Raw genomic sequence first — 18,052 nt, forward strand, 5'->3', positions numbered from 1 at the left:
CAGCGACGGTTCGTCTCCTCCCGGTGGTGGGTGGGCGTGAGCAACACAGGCGGGAGTGCGGACACGGCGGCGACAGTCCAGTTACTCGTCGACGACGATGCTAACAGGGAGGCGCTTCAGACGATCCTCGAGCGCCGGTACGTCGTCACGACGGACGCGAGCGAGCTGTCGGGCGATCTCGTGCTGGTAGACGATCGGTCGTTCGCCTCTTCCCGGGACGTAATCGAGACACCCGATGACGAAGACCGACTGGAGTTCACGCCGGTCGTCTTACTCCGACGTGCGGGAACACGACTCGACGAGTCACTTCTGACCACCGGCCCCAGCGGCGAACGACCACTGATCGACGAGGTAGTGGATGCCCCCGTCCAGCCGACGATCCTCTTTCGCCGTCTCGACAACCTCATCACTCGCCGTCGACAGTTCGAGCTCCTGCAGAACCAGAACGAACAGCTCGAGGCGTTCGCGGACGTCGTCAGTCACGACCTTCGGAACCCACTCCAGATCGCGACGGGCCGTCTCGAACTGCTCGAGTCGAGCGTCCCGACCGACGAACAGGTCCACGTCGAAGAGATCCAGACGTCACTCGAGCGAATGGAGAAGATCGTCGAGTCGATGTTGACGCTCGCCCAGAGAGGAAACGACACCGGGGCCCTCACTCCGGTCTCGGTGGGAGACGTTGCTGACGATGCGTGGGCCGTCATCGACGCACCAGATGCGACGTTCGTGAACTCGGCGGCAGAGACCACGATCCTCGCGGACGAAGATCAGTTGCAGACGATCTTCGAGAACCTGTTTCGAAACGCAGTCGAACACGGCACAGCGGGTGAATCTGCGGGGAGTGAGACGGAGGGAACACTCACGGGTGCGATCGAAATCGCGGTCTCCGGTATCGAGGACGGATTCGTCGTCGAAGACGATGGGGCCGGTATTCCGCCGGAGAAACGCGAACGCGTCCTCGAGCGCGGCTACTCGGGTGGCGACGGCGGGACGGGACTCGGCCTCGATATCGTTCTCACCGTCGTCGAGGCTCACGGGTGGGACATCACACTCGAGGAGAGCGACGCCGGTGGTACGCAGTTCCTGGTGACCGGCGTCACGCGAGTCGAGTAATCCGATCCGGAGCAGTTTGCTGGAGCCACAACGGAAAAGCGGCGACGACGTACTCGACAGCGAACGAAACAGCTACAGTTCGTCCTCGAGTTCCTGCGCGAGCCAGGTCGCCGGCGGCAGGTCCTCGTCCTCGACGAACCGGGTGATCTCCTCGCCCTCGTCTCTATCCGCGCTGGCGGGCGCGTGCTCGACCACGATCGTCGGAATGTACTCGATGCCGTACTCGTCGACGCCCGGGCCCTGCTTGTCCTGGTCGACCGCGATCTCGTCGATTCGGTCGTCGGGAACCCCGGCCGCCTCGAGTGCGGCCCCGAAATCGGGGAGGAGGCGTCGGCAGTCTTTACACCAGTCGCCACCCCAGACCCTGTAGACGACATCGTCGGCGTGTGCTTCGAGCGTGTCGACGGCGTCCTCGTAGGAGGCGGCGTCCCACGTGGGATTCGGTTGCATGGTTTCGAGACTCATATCCCTGCCTTGCGGCTCGGGCGGCTTAACGGCCATGTTTCGGGGCAACCGGGACACCGGCACCGCCTGCCGTCGTCCAGCACCGGTTTATGCCTCCGCCGTCTATCGCCGGATAATGAACGGCAGTATTCTGGACACGATCGGGTCGCCGCTCGTGGAGATCGAGTCGCCACCCGGGGCGACCGTCGCCGCCAAACTCGAGTGGTTCAACCCGGCCGGCTCGGCCAAGGACCGACCGGCTCTCGAGATGATCCGGACGGCCGAACGCGAGGGGGTAATCGAACCGGGCGACTGGCTCGTCGAACCCACCAGCGGCAACACCGGCATCGGGCTGGCACTCGTCGCCGCGGCCCGGGGCTACGATCTGACGATCGTCATGCCCGCGGACAAATCAGAAGAGCGCCAGCAGATCATGGGCGCCTACGGCGCAGAGCTCGAGCTGGTCGACGGCGACATGACCGACGCCCGCGAGCGGGCTGACGAACTCGAGGCCGAGGGCGCGGTTCAACTGGGCCAGTTCGAGAACCCGGCGAATCCGGAGGCCCACTACGAGACGACCGGCGTCGAGATCATAGAGCAGGTCGGCGACCGCGAGATCGACGCGTTCGTCGCCGGCGTCGGAACCGGTGGAACCCTCTCGGGGACCGGTCGGCGACTCCGCGAGCAGTTCCCGGACGTCGAAATCGTCGCCGTCGAACCCGAACGGAACCCGGTTCTTTCGACCGGCGAACCCGGCTCCGACGACTTCCAGGGGATGGGACCCGGATTCGTCAGCGACAACCTCGACCGCGACCTGATCGACCGCGTCGAGACCGTCAGGCTCGAGGACGCGGAGGAGGAGTGCCGTCGACTCGCCCGCGAAGAGGGCATGCTCGTCGGGCAATCCAGCGGTGCCACGAGCCTCGTCGCCAAGCAGGTCGCCGAGGAAATCGCCGATCCCGACCTCGAGTGCCCCAGCACCTCGAGTGCGTTCGACGAACCCGCTACGACGGAAGCCGACGGCGGTGGGAGTACCGCCGAGGACTGCCCGCTCGTGGTCACGGTCTTCTGGGACAGCGGCGAGCGATACCTCTCGACTGGACTGTTCGACTGATCGGTGCGGTCACGAGGACAGAGAATCGTCAGGCGTACTCGTCTTCTGTCACCCGAACGACCAGCGTCTCGTCGACGTCCCGCAGGTCGTACTCGGGCAGTTTCCCGCCCGTTCGTCGAACGTAAAGCGGTTCGACGAGTCGACGAGTCGCCCCCTGCCTCCTGGCCGACGTGGCTTCCTCGTCGTCAGCCTCGGTGGATCGGGGCTCCGATTCCGCAGCCGCTGACTCCGGTCCGGAGTCGGTCTCGCCGTCGGAACCGGGGCCCGCCGGCTCACCCACCACCTCGAGGCCGTAGATCTTGCAAAATTCGGCCGTCTCGGCCGGCGTCACGTCCCCGTTTCGAAGGTCCGTCGCGAGCGCTCTCGAGAGCCACTCCTCGTCGCTGACGCTCGGTTCGAGGACGAGGGCCTCGTCGACGAACCGGGTGAGGTACCACTGGAGGTCGTTGAGCAACGAGATAGCCGCGCCGACGCTGACGGTCCTGACCGCGAGCGAGTTCTCGAACGGTCGCGTCAGATCGTACGTCGCCAGCGCTTCGCGAGACGTCTCTCGAGAGAGGAGCTCGTACTGCAAGGTGTAGTCGGGGTCCCCGATCAGGCAGACGCGCGTCACTGCGCGTACCTGCGAGCGGTCACCTAATGTTGGTTTCGCCTCTCGGCTGCGGTCCCGCGAGGCCAGAAAGAGAGACGACGAGCGATTTCCCTAGGGTTCGACCAGATCGGCGTTCAACGCGGCTTCCTCGGCGCGCTCGAACAGGTCGTCGGGTTCGATCTCGAGCAGGCGGTCCAGCCGGGCGTTGGTCTCGACCATGTCGGGTGCGACGCGATTGCAACCGGCGTTGATCGTCGCCTGTGAGAACGTGCCGATCTCGCGAGCCTGAGCGACGATATCCTGTTTGTCCCGGGTGAGCAGCGGCCGGTGGACCGGCAGGTCCGTGGCCTGACTCGTCACCGCGAGGTTCTGCATCGTCTGGCTGGACTTCTGACCGACGGCCTCGCCAGTGACGATGCCGTGGGCGTCGACGCGCTCGGCAAGCACTTCCGCCGCGCGGTAGAAAAAGCGCCGCAACGAGAGCATCCGTCCCTTCTCCATCTCGCTGACGAGCAGGTCCACCGTCTCGCCCCCCGGAATGCGGTAGACCTGCATCTCCTGATTCGGCGCGTACTGTGAGAGGGTCCGGACGGTCTCCATCGCACGCGCCTCGTGGTCGATTCCGCCGTAGTCACCGAGTGACACGTACGCCGGGACGATCGGACTCCCGCGAGTCATCATCTCGTAGGCCGCTACCGGGGAGTCGATCCCACCGCTGACCGTCGCAACAACGCGCTCCTGAGAACCAAGCGGCAGGCCACCCGGTCCGTCGACGGTCTCGAGGTAGACGAACGCCGATTCGTCACGCACCTCGACGCCGAAGGTGAGGTCCGGATCGTCGAGGTCGACCGCGGGCTCGAAGTCGTCCTCGACGGCCTCCCAGATTGCCGTGCCACCCTCCCGCGCGAGGTCGTCGCTGCTGTAGGGGAGGGACTTGTCGGAACGACGGGCGTCGACGGCGAAGGTTCCCCCGTCGTAACACGCGTCTGCAATCTCGGCGAGTACCTCGATGATCTGTGCTTTCTCGGTACTGACGGTCCGACAGGGGCTCGCGGAGACGACGCCGAATGCGTCGGTCACGGCCGCTGTCGCGTCTTCGATGGCGTCTTCGGTCGTGTGAATCAGCGGCCGGTTCCAGCGGCGTTCGACGTCGCCGGGGATCGACCGGTCCGAAAGGAGGGCCTCGACGTTCTCCACGAGGGTCCCTTCCATCTGGCGCTTGACGGGGGTGCTCTTCGTGTTCAGGTCGCCGTGACGGACGAGGACCGTATCGGCGCCGGGGGGATGCATAGCAACGTGTAGATGGTTGCGCATATAAGGGCATTGCGAGGGGCAAGTCACAGGCGCGACGGTCGTGCCAGTGACGACTCGAGCGGTCGACGGAACAGCCAGCGAGGACAGGACCCCAGACAGGAAACAATCCGATCGCTTCGTCGCTGGCCGCCGGTTGTGTGAAGTGATTGAGCCGTTACAATAACGGCCAGAGTGACTATACGTTTCGAGGCTACTCTCTCGGACAATGAGTAACGCGGCTATCCGTAGCGGGAATCAACAGATTCAGGGCAGTCAGGGAGAGGAAGCGCTCGCGAAGCCGTTTCTCGAGTCACTCGAGGAAGGCGACGAGTGCGAACGACTTCGCGCCGAACGGGACTTCTGGCGATCGCTGTACACACAGCTCATCGCGGCGTTTCCGGAGGGGGCGTTCGTGGTCGCAGCAGACGGTGAAATCACGAACTGGAACCCCGCGATGGAGGAATTGAACGGCTCGTCCGCAGGAGACGTCCTGGGCGCGAATGCCTACGATATCTTCGAAACCGACGGGCAGTCGGAGACGCTCGCAGAGACGGTCGTCAGGCGGAACGAACCGGTCCGAGAAGACGACACGCGTACCGTCCCCCACTCCGATCGCTACTATCAGGTGTACGCCGTCCCCCTTCGGGACCCGGACGGGAACGCCATCGGTGCGTTCGAAGCAACCCCCGACGTCAGCGACTTCGTCCACCAGCAACAGGCCTACGAGCAGTTACAGGAGACGGTCTCACAGGAAGTCCGGTCGGAAGTCGTCGATCTCGAGAGCCACACCGAGTCGATCGCCTCGAGCATCGATCGCATTCACGAACTCGGCGTCGAAGAGACCGAACGGATGGAGACGATCGCCACCGAGGTCTCGAACCAGAGTGCGACGATCGAAGAGATCGCCTCGACCACCGGAAACGTTCGGGAAACCAGCGACGAAGCGGCCGAACTCGCTGCCGCCGGGTCCGCCAACGCCGGTGACGCCATCGAGACGATGAACGCCGTCTCCGACGCTGCTGGCGCAGTTTCGGCGGACATGACCTCGCTACAGGGGAGTATCGACGAAATCGAGGCCATCGTCGACGTGATCGACGACATCGCCAGACAGACGAATATCCTCGCACTGAACGCCCAGATCGAGGCTGCACACGCTGGTGAGGAAGGTGTCGGCTTCGCCGTGGTCGCGAGCGAGGTGAAATCGCTGGCCGAAGACACCCAGAAACAGGCCAGCCGCATCGAAACGACGATCGCAGACGTTCAACGCGAAATCGAAGAGACCGCCGGGAGCCTCGAGACGACGACCGACCGGATCGACGAGGGGGTCGATCGCGTCGAAGGGACGTTGAACCGGCTCGACGAGATCGCAGACGCGGTCGAGGACGTTGCTATCGGGGTCGACGAGGTGGCAGATGCGATCGACGAACAGTCGGCCGGGAGCGAGGAGATCGCCGCTACCGTCGACACCGCAGTCGAGGAGATGAACGACCTCCGGAACGAACTCGAGGCCATCACGGAGTCGACCCGGGAACAGCGCGAGAGCGTCGCCGCCGTCCGGTCGACCGTCGGCCAGCTTTCTGAGTGAACCGCCTCGGGGTCAAGCCCCGAGGCACTCGGCCTGCTCCGCCTGTAGACGGCGACTCGAGCGCCAGAATCGGGGCGTGATCGAACCGGGAAAATCGATCGGCCGATCAGAACGTCGTGAGTTCGCCCTCGATCACGCTACGGGTGATCTCGGTGACGTTCGCGAGTTCTGCGTCGACGATCGCCTCGATGTCTGCCTGGACGTCCGAGAGGGCGACGCCCTCTTCGGTGACGACGTGGACGTCGGCGACGTGGGGCTGGTCGATCGGGCGACCGATCTGGCTCAGGAGACGGACGCGCAGGTCGCGGATGCCGTCGACCTCTGCGACGACCTCCTCGGCGATCTCGGTCGACAGCAGGTTGTAGATTTTTCCGATGTGGTTGACCGGGTTCTTCCCGCTCGTGGCCTCCATCGACATCGAACGGTTGGGCGTGATGAGGCCGTTGGCACGGTTGCCCCGGCCAACGGAGCCGTCGTCGCCCTGCTCGGCGGAGGTACCGGTGACGGTGAGGTAGATCGACCCTGACTCGTAGTCGTCGGCCGTGTTGACGTGGACAGTTACCTCGCGGTCGGTGTGCTCGCTTGCGACTTCTGCGACGAACTCGCGAACCGACTCGACGGCGTCGGCGTAGGCGTCGAGATCGGGAACGTACTCGTCGACCATCGCCGCGGCGACCGTGACGTCGATCTGGTCGGCCTCGCGTTTGCCCATGATCTTCACGTCCGGCCCAAGATACGGGTTTTCGGCCGCAAACTCGCCGTTCAGGCGTCGTTCGGCCTCGAGGACGATCTGCTCGGTCTCGCTCAGCGGGGCGTGACCGACGCCGAAGCTCGTGTCGTTGGCCATCGGCACCGCGACTTCGTCTTCACCGAAGACGTCCTGTAAGTCACCGCTGCCCTCGCCGAGCCGAACGTCGACGATCACGTCCTCGCCGTACTCGAGCTGGGGGATCGCCTCTTCGATGTACTCACGAGCGGCGGTCAGTGCGATCCGTTCGGCCGGGATCGTCTGGCCCTCGTAGTGTTTCGTCGCGCGACCGACGATCAGCAGGTAGATCGGGTCGACGATCTCGCCACCGCCGAACGCCGGGGCAGCCTCGCCGGCGACGAGTTGCGTTTCGTCGGTGTTGAAGTGCAGTACCTTCCCGACGCGGTCGAGATACTCGCGTGCGAGCGCGCCCGCGACGCTCTCGGCGACCCCGTCACAGATGGAGTCCGGATGCCCGATCCCCTTTCGCTCGACGATCTCGACCTCCTGGTCTTCGACTGCCCGGCGGTCGATCGGCTCGACCCGGATGTTCCGTTCGCTCATTAGCGGTCCTAGAGGACTCGAGGTTCTATAACTTGCGGAAACATATTCTGCCAGATAATACCCTCGAGTAATCACAGTGCGGGAAACGGCCGGAGTTCGAGTCGTCACAGGCACGATCGAATAGCGCGACCGGCGATCAGGACTCGAGCAGCAATCCGAGGTACGAGGTCCGAATCTGGTCGTCCGGATCGAGGTCCAGACGTTCGAGGACGTCGTAGGCCCCCTCTCGTGCGGGCTCGAGGTCTTCCTCGTGGTCGACGTCGAGTTCGACTTCGACGAACTCGCCGACGTCGTCGACGGCGTCGAGGGTGACGGTGTAGCCGTCGAGGTCGTATCGCTCGCGTTCCTTGCGAACGGTCGCGGCCGGGTCGAAGCCGAGGTGCTCGAGGACGGCGGCCATCGTCCCGCCGTCGTCGACGCCAGTCTCGAACTCCTCGCGGCTCTTCGATTCGTCCTCGAGCAGCGGGCCCTTGTAGGTGACGCGGCTCTCGAAGGCTCCGTCCTCGAGTGGGTTCGCGCCCACGGTGCCGCCCGAAACCGACTCCCGACGAATCCGCAGTGCCTCGTCAGTCTCGGCGAACTCGCGGTGAGGCGCGTCGTAGTAGGTGTCGACCTGCACGACCTGGCCCAGCGAATCTGCCGCGACCGCCTCGAGTCGGTCACGGACGGTCGCGTGGTCTGCCGGCACCTTCACTTCCACCTCGTACATGCGCGAGCTGACGGAACCGGGGCCCATGAATCGGTCGTTCTCGAGCCAAAGCGTCGTACTTAAATGTCGACGGCGGGAGGTACAACGTATGACCGAGGATCAGGAGGCCGAGCCAGACGTACCGGCCGATGACGTCGATGCAGACGACGAAGCGACGGACGAGGAAGCAGAAACCGACGGACTCGACTACGGCGACTTCGTCGAACTCGAGTACACCGCTTACACCGTCGAGGGCGACCAGCTCGTCGACACGACCGACCCCGACGTCGCCGAAGAAGAGGGCGTCGACGCGCAGGGTCAGGAGTTCAAGGCCCGAACGATCGTTCTCGGCGAAGGCCACATCTTCGAGGGCGTCGAGGAAGCGCTCGTCGGCAGCCAGGTCGGCGACGAGGGCTCGGTGACGATCCCCGCCGAGGACGCCTTCGGCGAGTACGACCCCGACGACGTCCAGACCGTCAGCGCCGAAAAGATCGACGAGGACGACCGCTACCCCGGTGCGAACGTCCAGATCGACGGCCAGCAGGGCTACATCAGCACGATCATCGGCGGACGCGCTCGCGTCGACTTCAACCACCCGCTCGCGGGTGACGACGTCGAGTACGAGTACGAGATCGTCGGCGAAGTCGAGGACCGCGAAGAACAGGCCAGTGGCCTGTTCGAGATGTACCTCGGCTTCGAACCCGAACTCTGGATCGAGACCGAGGAAGTCGAAGAGGAAGTTCCCGTCGAGCCTGACGAGGACGAAGAAGACGACGACGAACCCGCCGAGCCCGAGTTCGAGACGGAACTCGTCGAGAAGGAGAGCCTCTACCTCGAGGCCACCCCGCAGATGACCATGAACCAGCAGTGGATGATGGGCAAGCAGCAGATCGGTCAGGAGATCATCGACCAGATCGGCGTCGACCGCATCGTCGTCCAGGAAGTCATCGAAGGCATGGGCCCGATGGGCGGCCTCGGTGGCATGATGGGCGGTGGCGGCGGCATGGGCGACCTCGAGGCGGCACTCGAAGACGCCGACGTCGACGCAGACGAGATCGTCGAAGAACTCGAGGCCGACGCCGAAGCCGACGAGTAGCGACGGCCGTTTTTCGCGGTTTTCGAGCCGACCACCGTACGGTCCGCCTATCACTCTCTCGGATCAATCAGACTGACAATCGGAGTCACCGAGCGCTGTCGCTGTGGGTGCTGCTCTCCGAAACCGGGAGATAGACCTTTGAGTGGAAGATGCCGGGACCGGGAGGCCGCTCTGGTACCGTTCCAAGCGTCGACTCAGAGGTGGAAACCCGTTGACTGCACCTGGGCTGATCGAGCAAATAGGACTGAACGCCGCTAGGGGTGAGACACACCACATTCGTACTCCACCGGCTCGATACCCGCTGCCTCCAGACGACCGGGATTTGCTGGCGTGCAGCGGGGGGCCGTATCCACGACGCTCGCCTCGCGCATTCCGGAGACGGTGCCCTCGAGAGTTGCCAGCTCGTCAAACAGAGGTGCCTGTGCGAGCGTCGGTGACCCACCACTTCGGTGAAGCCGGCTGTCGATGGGATCTGTCGCCGAGTAAGACCGACTGAAGACGACTGGCTCGCCGTCATCGGCCGAACTCTCGTCTACGTCACCGACTGTCCCGTGCCAGTAGTTACCCACGCCGTCGTGAGTCCAGATTCGCAGCGTCCCACGGCGTGCCTGCACGTGACGGTCGTTATCGACGAAATCGTTCGCGAGGACTCGGTTGGCCGGTAAGTAGTGGGTCGCACGGATCCCAACCTCGTTGCCGACGATGACGTTGTGCTCGTAGATGGAGTTGCCAGCCTCCGTCGTCATCCCGAGGCCGTTATCGACGACAACGTTATCGGCAACGTAGGAGTTCCATCCCTCGGTTCGGATTCCCGTCGGGTTATTCCGGACGTGGTTCCCGACGACCGCGTTTTGATGTGGGTTCGTCATGACGTGAATGCCCGTCGCTTCGGCCGCTCGAATGTCGTTATCGGCGATTACCGTCTCTCCAGTGAACATCAGATGGACGCCGATTCGGTTTCGTTCGAGCGTGTTGTTCCGGAAGACGAGCCCGTGTGAACGATGGGTGTAGATACCGTCACGGCCGTCACGGAACGCCGAGTCTTCGATTATACCGTCACCAGAACGCATCGACATAACACCCATGTAGGAATCCCCCCACTCCTCGCCACCGTCGACAGAGACGTTCCGGACGACCGTTTTCGGGCTGTCGCGGAGCATGACACCGTTCGAGGGAGTCACTATCGAAATATTCTCGAGAAAGACGCCAGGAGCATCGTCGACGTAGACGCCAGCGTCACCACCGGCATACGCCGTTTCGAGGACGGTGTCGCCACCCTCGCTCGGGCCGTCGGTGACGGTCTCCTGTTCTTCGGGCATAACTGAATCGCCGACGTTCGTGATCTCGACGTTCCGGACAGCAGCATCTGGAGACTTGATCATCACGACGGTGCTCTCACCATCGCCCCGAATCGTCACATCTCCTTTCCCCTCGAGAGTGACAGGCCGATCGATCTCGACCAGTTCTTCGTAGGTCCCCGCAGGGACGACGACCGTCCCGTTTGTCGGCGTACGGGAAACCGCCTCCTGTATCGTTTCGTTTTCTCCGACGACAGTTTTTACAGGTCGGTCGGCGACTGCCCGACGATGCTCGACGAGGGAATCTGCATCGGTCTGGCGCTTATCGACTCGATCACGAACGGTCCTAGCGTCCTCGAGTTCGATTTCGTACTCGAGGAGGTCGTCCCACGTTATTACGGACCCACCGGAGTCGGCCGCGTAGGTCTCGGCATCGTCGCGACTCGAGAACGGGACGGCCGTCTCTCCGTCGGGTGCCCTAGCATCGCTGTCGACGACGAACCAGGCCGATTCGGCATCTGTCCAGTCCACCCTGTCGTCGGTACGTGGGTATCCCTCAGCGGATAACTCGAGTTCGGTCCCGCTGTAATCGGTTACGTAGACTGTGAGTGGGTAACCAAAGCGCTGTTCGTGACCTTCTTGGCGCTGTGCGTCGACGAACCGCTCGACGCCGTAATAGCCGACGACGTAGCGATACTGCGAATAGAACACCTGCGCCCGCGGGAGCTCGACGTCTGGATCGTCGATTTCGTCGTCGAAGGAGACGCCCATCGTGACTGTTTCGCTGAACGTAACTGGTTCGGGCGAGGTTGTCTCGACCTCGACGACGAAGAGTCCAGCGCCCGTGAGGACGACGATAACGACGAGGATCGTGGTTGAAGCGAGGACTATGTTCCGCATGGCCCGTATCTCTCGGAGGGAGTTGGGATATCGTGCTGGTGCATGAGGGAGATAATGGTGAGGATTACACGAACCCCAGGCTATCGATCAGTTCTCTGGTGATCGAATCGTGGTCGTAGATGTCACCGCCATATTCCTCGGCGAACGATTCGGCGTCTTCCGGATCGGAAAAGCCGATCACAGATTGACCCATCGCGCCGAGAACCTCGCTGTCGACGGCAAACGTGAGATCGCGCGCGTCGGTGTGAACGTCGGCCTCGAAGTGAGCAGTGATGTATTTGACATCTCCGTCACGATAGATCTCCCAGTCGACTTTCGAGTAGTCGGTCAGGTAGATCACCCGGGGATCCTCACCGTACTCTTCGTACTCGAAAACGTACTCGTAAGCACACGTGCTCGCACAGTAGGGAACGACACCGTCTTGCACGTCCTGATCTGGAATGTCCGCATCGTCCGGGTAGAAGGCGTGTCCGGCTGGACCAGGATGGTTGACGATTACCATATTGCAGACCGGACAGTTGTGATCGGCGTCAATTGTGATCGGGGCGGGTAGTTCTCCCTCGTCGGTCAGACAGCCAGCGAGCGCACCGACACTCGCCGCACCGACCGTCAGGAAGAGCGATCGTCGAGTCGGTCTTCGCCACCTCATATGTCGAAGTTCTAACCTACGTCCCCTATGTATTCTGGTTTACAAGACGAATTGACAGTTTTCGGGCGTGTGAACGGACGGCGTCAGGGTCGTGGGATGTTGTGCCAACTGAAACGGGCCCCACACCGGCCCACAGTTCACGGGTTGCCTCCCCGGCCACTCGACCCGGTGCCCTCGTCACTCGAACCGCGGCCGCCGTGCGACCGGGCGTGCACTGCCGTCAGTGGCTACTGTCGTCGGCGCGCTCGAGGACGACTCGCTGTTGGACCGCCGTCTGAACGCTCTTGTTCTCGAGACAAACAGTGATGGTGTCTTCGATTCGTTCACGTTCGTTCGTTTCGATGGCGGCGGTGATGGGCACGGGTTCGCCAGTCGGATCCGGGTCGAACGTGATCTCGTCGGCGTCGACGCGCTTTACCGTCGCGTTTTCGAGGTCGGAGTCGATAGTGAGTGTCCCGTTCGCCTCGTCGAGATCTAGCGAAGCGACCGTCTCGTCGGCTGTGCCGATGGCTGCGGCGTGACTGACGCCGAGCCTCGAGATGCCATTGGTTTCGGTAACGAGAGCAAGTGTCGAGAGTCCAGCGAGACCCGCAAACAGTCGGCGTCGACGCACTCTCATCGGCATCGCCCCATTGTCTTCGTTCGCCCTCGCTCGACGATCAGACATCGGGTCGTTCCAGCGGGTAGGCACGCCATCACGTGACTATCGAAGATGGTGGTACCCATCTGTTGTGGTTCGTCAGCCGAAATCCACCAGCTGACGAAATCGACATTTTTGCCGATTGTACTAGTTTGTTCTACGAATGCACCACAAATTGTTAGATTATAACGTCAGCATATTTTATCGTACCATGTCGAAACATGACACGTGCTGGCCGTTCCGGAATCGCCTTTCAGAAACACACACACCCGCAGGCGGGGTGTGGTAGTATGCAACGGCGGAAATTCATGCTCGGCTCGACTGCGGCCGGGGTTGGATTGTTGTTCGGCACTGGTGCGTTCAGTGCAGCCGGAACTGAACACGGGGTTTCGATTCAGACGGGTGATGGTAATCTTCACGTCGAACTCAACGACGAATACGAAGGCGATGCGGGAGCGTACGTGACGGAAGATCCCCTCGAGCTCGACGTCGAGGTCGGATCGAACGAGTGGATTCGGTTCGACGACCTGCTTCGCGTGACGAACACGGGGACGCAGTCAGTGACCGTCTACGTCGAGGATCAGGAGTGGCTCGGCGACGATGCGAACGCCGTTCTCGATTACCGGGTCGCTGATGAGACAGTCGTCGGTAACGACAACGGCGTCACTCTCGAAGACCCGTCAGGGGAGAATAGCGAAACGTTCACCGTTCTGGTCGATGCGACCGGTCACGACACCGTCGAAGATGCACTCCCCGACACGGACGAAAACGAGGACACCCATACCGTGCGGTTCGTCGCCGAGACCACGGACGTCGACAGCGGTAGCGGTGAGGAGCAACCGGACGAGGGCGATGATGATGGAGAGGACGACAGCGGTAGCGGTGAGGAGGAACCGGACGAGGGCGATGACGATGATGGAGAGGACGACACCGAAAACGAGGACGGAATCCTCGAGGTTGAGGTGATCGACACGATCACGCCGCGTGAGGTCGCGGAAGTAACGGCGACGGTAAACAACGGTACCGATGAAACGCAGTCGGGAACAGTCACGCTCGACCTTACGGAACACGTCCATGCAGGCGAGGGGCTAGACGTCGACCTCGAGGTCGACGTCGAGGAATTCCCGGACGCTGCCCCAGTTGGTGACCCAGAGTATATGTACATCGACCGTGGTGAATATCCCCAGGAGCTCCTCGAAGCCGACGTCACGGTTGAACCTGGAGAAAGCGACGACATAACGTTCGAGGTTCCAGCCGCATACAAAAACCTCGAGATGGGAGATCTCACGCTGTCCGAAAACGAGGTCGTGGTTACGGCCGATCTCGACGGAGGGACAGAAAGCGAAAGCGACGTTCTCACGATCGAGGATGCACCAGCACTCTGGTTCCAGCCCGATGACGCGCTCGAGTGTATCGTCTGTGGGATGGACACCGAGCACTACGAAGCGTGGAACGCACAGGCAACCCATGCGGATGGGACGCGAATCGAGTTCTGTTCGCTCGGGTGCGCCGTCGCGTACTGGACCCATCCGGAGCACTTCGTCGACCAGTCGTTAGGTGGGACGACGTGGGAAGGAGCCCACGAGTACACGGCAGCCGAGGACCTAGTGACGATCTGGGCCCCCGACTTCACCGACATCGAGATCGACGAACGACAAGGGAGAGACAACCACACTGGCGGTGACCTCGGTGAAACGTACGAGCACTTCATCGATATGCGAGAGGGCTACTTCGTTCTCGACGACGAGACCAACGACAAGTTCGGGACGCCGATGCCGGGCCACAGCCCCGTCTGCTTTGCCGACTACGACGACGCCGTCGCGTACGTCAATGGCGAACTGGACAACATTCCCGACGGCACCGATATGGGTAACGTCGACGAGGACGACATCGTCGAACTGGACGAACTCGCCGATCACGAGGCTGGATATCTGTACCGTGCCGGGAGGCTGCCGTAATTTCGGCTTCACGAGTCGTTGACGCACAGCCGGACGGAACAGGCTGATCGTGGCTTCCTCGCCCGTGTTCCGTCCGTGATCGGCGTTTTTCGAAATTCAGCAAATGGATAATACACATCGTCGAACGTTCGTCCGGAACGGTTGTATCGCACTCGCAGTTCCCGCCGTCGCGGGATGTCTCGATCGCGACGATCCAGACGACTCTCAGACCGACGATCCGGACGATTCCGGGATGGCCGAGCCCGGCCAACTCACGATCGGGGCCGACACGCCGGACAGCATACAGGTCCGTGACCCCGTCGAGATCGCTGCGACCGTCGAAAACGGCACGGGCGAACGACAGTCAGGGACAGTCGTACTCGAACTCGAGTACGTCGACCCGGAGGTTGACGCCGGAACGTACCCGGACCACGGGCCGGACGGCGATCCGGAGCTGGGTCAGCTCGTCATCGAGTACCCGGACTCCCCACCCAGTGCAGAGGTGATCGTCGATGCCGGTGACAGCGAGACAGTAGCGTTCGAGATTCCGACTGCGTACAAGAACCTCGAATTAGGGGGACTCTCACTGGGTGAGAACGAGTTCGCCGTCAGGGGTGAGTTCGAGGGGGCCACCGTTTCCGACGAACGCAAGTGTGTCATCGAGGACGCGCCGGTCGAGTGGTTCCAGCCGGATGGAATGAAGGGGTGTCCGGTCTGTGGGATGGACACCGAACATTACGAGGGCTGGCACGCCCAGGCGACCCACGCGGACGGAAGCCGAATCGAGTTCTGTGCGATCGGCTGTGCCGTCGAGTACTGGCTCCACCCGGAAGACCACGAGCTGTCCGGATTCGACGGCAAACACGAGGGCACGCTCGAGACTGAACTAGTGTCGTTGTGGGTCCCCGACTTCACCGATGTCGAACTCAGCGATCACACCGACACTCACCCGGGGTACGAGGCGTTCATCGACATGAGAGAGGGTTATTTCGTCCTCGACGACGAGACGGCTTACAAGTTTCACACGCCGATGCCGGGGGGGAGCCCACCCTGTTTCGCCGCCTACGACGACGCCGTTGCGTACGTCGACGGCGAACTGGCGAACCTACCCGCCGGGGTCGATATGAGTAACGTCGACGAGGACGATATTGTCGAACTCGACGACCTCGAAGATCGCGATGCCGGCAAGCTATACAGAGCTGGGTACCAAGCATGAACCGACGAACGTTTGTCTGCGGTACTGGACTCGCGGCAACGGCATCCCTCGCTGGCTGTCTCGATCGCGACAGTACTGAACACAACTCCAACGGGAGTGATGACAGCGGGTCAAACGCAACCGCCCCCGATTTCTCGGTCCCGGGATCGATCGACGTCCTCGAGGTACCGACGACGATGACGGTCCGTGACGACGCCGAATTCTCCCTCGAGGTGAGACACGGCGGCGAGAAGGACCACGAGACGGCGATCACTGTCACGCTCGGGACCGAAGAGCAAACTGTGAGAGTTCCGGTTACCAGTGGCGAGACGGAACGCGTCTCGGTGACAGTTCCCGGAACCTACGACACCGTCGAGACGGGTGGGATCTCGCTCGGCGACAACGAGTGGACGGTCTCGTCGGCGACGATCGAGGACGAGTCACACGGCACGGTAACCGTACAGGACGCGCCGGTCGAGTGGTACCAGCCGGACAACGAGAAGATCTGTCCGGTCTGCAATATGCTAACGGAGATGTACGAGCCCTGGGCTGCCCAGGGCACACATCCGGACGGCACTCGGATCGAGTTCTGTTCGATCGGGTGCGCCGTGGCGTATTGGAACGACCCTGACAGTTACGAGTCAGAGCGGGGCTACGACGGCAAACACGAGGATACCGTCGAACACGAACTGGTGACGATCTGGGCACCGGACTTCACTGACGTCGACCCCGACCCGGCCGACGGGAGTTCGGCGGCCCATCCGGGCTGGGGGGAGTACATCGACATGCGCGAGGGGTACTTCGTCCTCGACAGCCGGACGTTCCAGAAGTTTACGACGCCGATGCCGGGTGGGAGCCCACCCTGTTTTGCCGACTACGACGATGCACTCGCGTACGTCGAAGGCAAACTGGAGATACTCCCCGACGATGTCGACATGGACGATGTCTCCGAAGGCGACATCGTCACCCTCGAGAAGCTCGACAACGCCGCAAAGCTGTTTCGGTCGGACTATCAGCAACTATGAACGGTAAGAGGGGGGGTTTCAGGATCAAATGAGCACGAGCATGCTCACACGGCTCGGTCACCTCGCGCTGGCGATCGTACTCGTCTCGCTGGTTGCCGGGCAAGTACTCGGGTACCCGATCTTGCTCGGCTACGTTACGTCAGACAGTATGGAACCGACGATCAACGCTGGAGATGGATTCGTCGCCATCCCCGAACCACTGGCCGGTGACGTCGGCGTGGGTGACGTGGTCGTCTACGAATCACCCGACGGTGACGGACTGGTCACCCACCGTATCGTCGACGAGACCGAAGCCGGGTACGTCACCCGGGGTGACGGAAATCCCGTGACCGATCAAGAGAGCGGCGACCCCCCTCTCGCCGACGATGCAGTCCTTGCGACGGCGCTGCAGGCCAGAGGTGAGGTTATCACGATCCCCAGTCTTGGCGCTGTAGCAACGACGGCAGGGGCGGCTGCTGTCACCGCACAGACGTGGCTCACAGACGTGCTCGAGTTCGATCAGTTCCAGAACGCGTCCATACTCCCGTCTGTCGTTCTCGTCCTCTCTGTCGCCGGTTACCTCTTCGAGACTGTCCGCGAACGGAGTTCACGTCGCACACCGTCTGCGGACGTCGAGCCCGATCCACGCCGGCTGGCGCTCGCATTCGCACTCTTCGTTGTGGTCGTCGCTTCGGCCGCGATGGTCGTTCCTGCCGGCAGCCAGACGTACACGGTCGTCAGCTCCGATCCTGCTCCCGACGCCGACCTCGTCGTCGAGCCCGGAGAAAACGCCGACACGACCTATCGTGTCGCCAACAGCGGCTTTACACCGGTCGTCGCGTACCTCGAACCGGCAGACGACGGCGTCTCAGTGACTCCGGATTCGGCGACTGTCCCGGGGCGTGACAGCGAACACGCATCGGTTACCCTCGATATTCCAGAGACAACCGGCCATCACGACCGGACGGTCGTCGAGTGGCGGTATCTCTACGTCTTCCCACGAGACGTGATCGACGCCCTCTACGGCTGGAGCCCGTGGGTCCCGTTTGGTGCGATCGTCACCACCCTCGGTGGGCTAGCGTACGTCACCGGACGTGTCGTCGCTGGCTCGCCGGATGTCCGAGCACTCCGCAACCGAACACGACAGCGAAGCCTGAGCAAATCGACTCGTCGGCGATGATACCCTTACACC

16 protein-coding genes are annotated in these 18,052 nt (G+C 62.5%); 8 read left to right on the forward strand and 8 right to left on the reverse strand.

Annotated features, from left to right (window positions below):
* The first annotated feature begins 36 nt into the window (after window positions 1–36).
* Window positions 37–1,113, forward strand: a complete 1,077-nt coding sequence (locus B1756_RS18130; protein ID WP_161493208.1) for a sensor histidine kinase — start codon at window positions 37–39, stop codon at window positions 1,111–1,113.
* Between the two features lie 72 nt (window positions 1,114–1,185).
* Here B1756_RS18130 and B1756_RS18135 read toward each other — a convergent pair whose 3' ends face one another.
* Window positions 1,186–1,578 carry a TlpA family protein disulfide reductase gene (locus tag B1756_RS18135; RefSeq protein ID WP_086889827.1) on the reverse strand — a complete coding sequence of 131 codons (393 nt, stop codon included), beginning with the start codon at window positions 1,576–1,578 and terminating at the stop codon, window positions 1,186–1,188.
* A gap of 115 nt (window positions 1,579–1,693) precedes the next feature.
* Between B1756_RS18135 and B1756_RS18140 the strand changes: the two genes are divergently transcribed.
* Complete coding sequence (locus B1756_RS18140; protein WP_086889828.1) at window positions 1,694–2,671, forward strand: PLP-dependent cysteine synthase family protein; 978 nt, start codon at window positions 1,694–1,696, stop codon at window positions 2,669–2,671.
* A 28-nt stretch (window positions 2,672–2,699) separates the two neighbouring features.
* On the opposite strand, the gene B1756_RS18145 is transcribed toward B1756_RS18140, so the two are convergent.
* Window positions 2,700–3,284, reverse strand: coding sequence for a DUF5804 family protein (locus B1756_RS18145; RefSeq protein WP_086889829.1), 585 nt, complete (start codon window positions 3,282–3,284; stop codon window positions 2,700–2,702).
* 90 nt (window positions 3,285–3,374) lie between these two features.
* Complete coding sequence (locus tag B1756_RS18150; protein WP_086889830.1) at window positions 3,375–4,553, reverse strand: tRNA sulfurtransferase; 1,179 nt, start codon at window positions 4,551–4,553, stop codon at window positions 3,375–3,377.
* A 229-nt stretch (window positions 4,554–4,782) separates the two neighbouring features.
* On the opposite strand from B1756_RS18150, the gene B1756_RS18155 reads away from it, so the two are divergent.
* Entirely contained in the window at window positions 4,783–6,141 is a 1,359-nt protein-coding gene (locus B1756_RS18155) for a methyl-accepting chemotaxis protein (RefSeq protein WP_086889831.1), read from the forward strand.
* 106 nt (window positions 6,142–6,247) lie between these two features.
* Here B1756_RS18155 and B1756_RS18160 read toward each other — a convergent pair whose 3' ends face one another.
* Together B1756_RS18160 and cyaB are read right to left on the reverse strand one after the other, a co-directional pair.
* The gene (locus tag B1756_RS18160; RefSeq protein WP_086889832.1) at window positions 6,248–7,453 is read right to left on the reverse strand and encodes a methionine adenosyltransferase; all 1,206 of its coding nucleotides are present in this window, start codon (window positions 7,451–7,453) and stop codon (window positions 6,248–6,250) included.
* A 136-nt stretch (window positions 7,454–7,589) separates the two neighbouring features.
* Window positions 7,590–8,162, reverse strand: a complete 573-nt coding sequence (gene cyaB, locus B1756_RS18165; RefSeq protein ID WP_086889833.1) for a class IV adenylate cyclase — start codon at window positions 8,160–8,162, stop codon at window positions 7,590–7,592.
* A gap of 88 nt (window positions 8,163–8,250) precedes the next feature.
* Here cyaB and B1756_RS18170 point away from each other — a divergent pair, with 88 nt between their 5' ends.
* Window positions 8,251–9,237 carry an FKBP-type peptidyl-prolyl cis-trans isomerase gene (locus B1756_RS18170; protein WP_086889834.1) on the forward strand — a complete coding sequence of 329 codons (987 nt, stop codon included), beginning with the start codon at window positions 8,251–8,253 and terminating at the stop codon, window positions 9,235–9,237.
* A 254-nt stretch (window positions 9,238–9,491) separates the two neighbouring features.
* Here the strand turns inward: B1756_RS18170 and B1756_RS18175 are convergent, their stop codons facing one another.
* The 3 genes from B1756_RS18175 to B1756_RS18185 all read right to left on the reverse strand — a co-directional run bounded on the left by B1756_RS18175 (window position 9,492) and on the right by B1756_RS18185 (window position 12,703).
* The gene (locus B1756_RS18175; RefSeq protein ID WP_086889835.1) at window positions 9,492–11,435 is read right to left on the reverse strand and encodes a NosD domain-containing protein; all 1,944 of its coding nucleotides are present in this window, start codon (window positions 11,433–11,435) and stop codon (window positions 9,492–9,494) included.
* Between the two features lie 64 nt (window positions 11,436–11,499).
* Complete coding sequence (locus tag B1756_RS18180) at window positions 11,500–12,084, reverse strand: nitrous oxide reductase accessory protein NosL (RefSeq protein ID WP_086889836.1); 585 nt, start codon at window positions 12,082–12,084, stop codon at window positions 11,500–11,502.
* Window positions 12,085–12,304: 220 nt separating this feature from the next.
* Window positions 12,305–12,703 (reverse strand): hypothetical protein, encoded by a 399-nt coding sequence (locus B1756_RS18185; RefSeq protein WP_086890253.1) that lies wholly within the window; start codon window positions 12,701–12,703, stop codon window positions 12,305–12,307.
* A gap of 311 nt (window positions 12,704–13,014) precedes the next feature.
* Here B1756_RS18185 and B1756_RS18190 point away from each other — a divergent pair, with 311 nt between their 5' ends.
* The 4 genes from B1756_RS18190 (at window position 13,015) to B1756_RS18205 (ending at window position 18,040) form a co-directional block, all read left to right on the forward strand.
* Window positions 13,015–14,682 carry a nitrous oxide reductase accessory protein NosL gene (locus B1756_RS18190; protein WP_228434411.1) on the forward strand — a complete coding sequence of 556 codons (1,668 nt, stop codon included), beginning with the start codon at window positions 13,015–13,017 and terminating at the stop codon, window positions 14,680–14,682.
* Between the two features lie 103 nt (window positions 14,683–14,785).
* Complete coding sequence (locus B1756_RS18195) at window positions 14,786–15,877, forward strand: nitrous oxide reductase accessory protein NosL (RefSeq protein WP_086889837.1); 1,092 nt, start codon at window positions 14,786–14,788, stop codon at window positions 15,875–15,877.
* Window positions 15,874–16,881: a nitrous oxide reductase accessory protein NosL gene (locus B1756_RS18200; RefSeq protein WP_086889838.1), complete on the forward strand. Its 1,008-nt coding sequence runs from the start codon at window positions 15,874–15,876 to the stop codon at window positions 16,879–16,881. The genes B1756_RS18195 and B1756_RS18200 overlap by 4 nt, the downstream gene beginning before the upstream one ends.
* 28 nt (window positions 16,882–16,909) lie before the next feature.
* A complete protein-coding gene (locus B1756_RS18205; protein WP_086889839.1) occupies window positions 16,910–18,040 on the forward strand; it encodes a signal peptidase I in 1,131 nt (376 codons plus the stop codon).
* Window positions 18,041–18,052 lie beyond the last annotated feature (12 nt).

This window comes from Natrarchaeobaculum aegyptiacum, assembly GCF_002156705.1.
Lineage (GTDB): Archaea > Halobacteriota > Halobacteria > Halobacteriales > Natrialbaceae > Natrarchaeobaculum > Natrarchaeobaculum aegyptiacum.

What these genes read in the sequence shown, in the direction of transcription:
- B1756_RS18175 (WP_086889835.1), bottom strand. Translation starts at nt 11,435, where the DNA reads ATGCGGAACATAGTCCTCGCTTCAACCACGATCCTCGTCGTTATCGTC.
- B1756_RS18190 (WP_228434411.1), top strand. Translation starts at nt 13,015, where the DNA reads ATGCAACGGCGGAAATTCATGCTCGGCTCGACTGCGGCCGGGGTTGGA.
- B1756_RS18160 (WP_086889832.1), bottom strand. Translation starts at nt 7,453, where the DNA reads ATGAGCGAACGGAACATCCGGGTCGAGCCGATCGACCGCCGGGCAGTC.
- B1756_RS18170 (WP_086889834.1), top strand. Translation starts at nt 8,251, where the DNA reads ATGACCGAGGATCAGGAGGCCGAGCCAGACGTACCGGCCGATGACGTC.
- B1756_RS18150 (WP_086889830.1), bottom strand. Translation starts at nt 4,553, where the DNA reads ATGCATCCCCCCGGCGCCGATACGGTCCTCGTCCGTCACGGCGACCTG.
- B1756_RS18180 (WP_086889836.1), bottom strand. Translation starts at nt 12,084, where the DNA reads ATGAGGTGGCGAAGACCGACTCGACGATCGCTCTTCCTGACGGTCGGT.
- B1756_RS18155 (WP_086889831.1), top strand. Translation starts at nt 4,783, where the DNA reads ATGAGTAACGCGGCTATCCGTAGCGGGAATCAACAGATTCAGGGCAGT.
- B1756_RS18140 (WP_086889828.1), top strand. Translation starts at nt 1,694, where the DNA reads ATGAACGGCAGTATTCTGGACACGATCGGGTCGCCGCTCGTGGAGATC.
- B1756_RS18185 (WP_086890253.1), bottom strand. Translation starts at nt 12,703, where the DNA reads ATGAGAGTGCGTCGACGCCGACTGTTTGCGGGTCTCGCTGGACTCTCG.
- B1756_RS18200 (WP_086889838.1), top strand. Translation starts at nt 15,874, where the DNA reads ATGAACCGACGAACGTTTGTCTGCGGTACTGGACTCGCGGCAACGGCA.
- B1756_RS18135 (WP_086889827.1), bottom strand. Translation starts at nt 1,578, where the DNA reads ATGAGTCTCGAAACCATGCAACCGAATCCCACGTGGGACGCCGCCTCC.
- cyaB (WP_086889833.1), bottom strand. Translation starts at nt 8,162, where the DNA reads ATGTACGAGGTGGAAGTGAAGGTGCCGGCAGACCACGCGACCGTCCGT.
- B1756_RS18205 (WP_086889839.1), top strand. Translation starts at nt 16,910, where the DNA reads ATGAGCACGAGCATGCTCACACGGCTCGGTCACCTCGCGCTGGCGATC.
- B1756_RS18195 (WP_086889837.1), top strand. Translation starts at nt 14,786, where the DNA reads ATGGATAATACACATCGTCGAACGTTCGTCCGGAACGGTTGTATCGCA.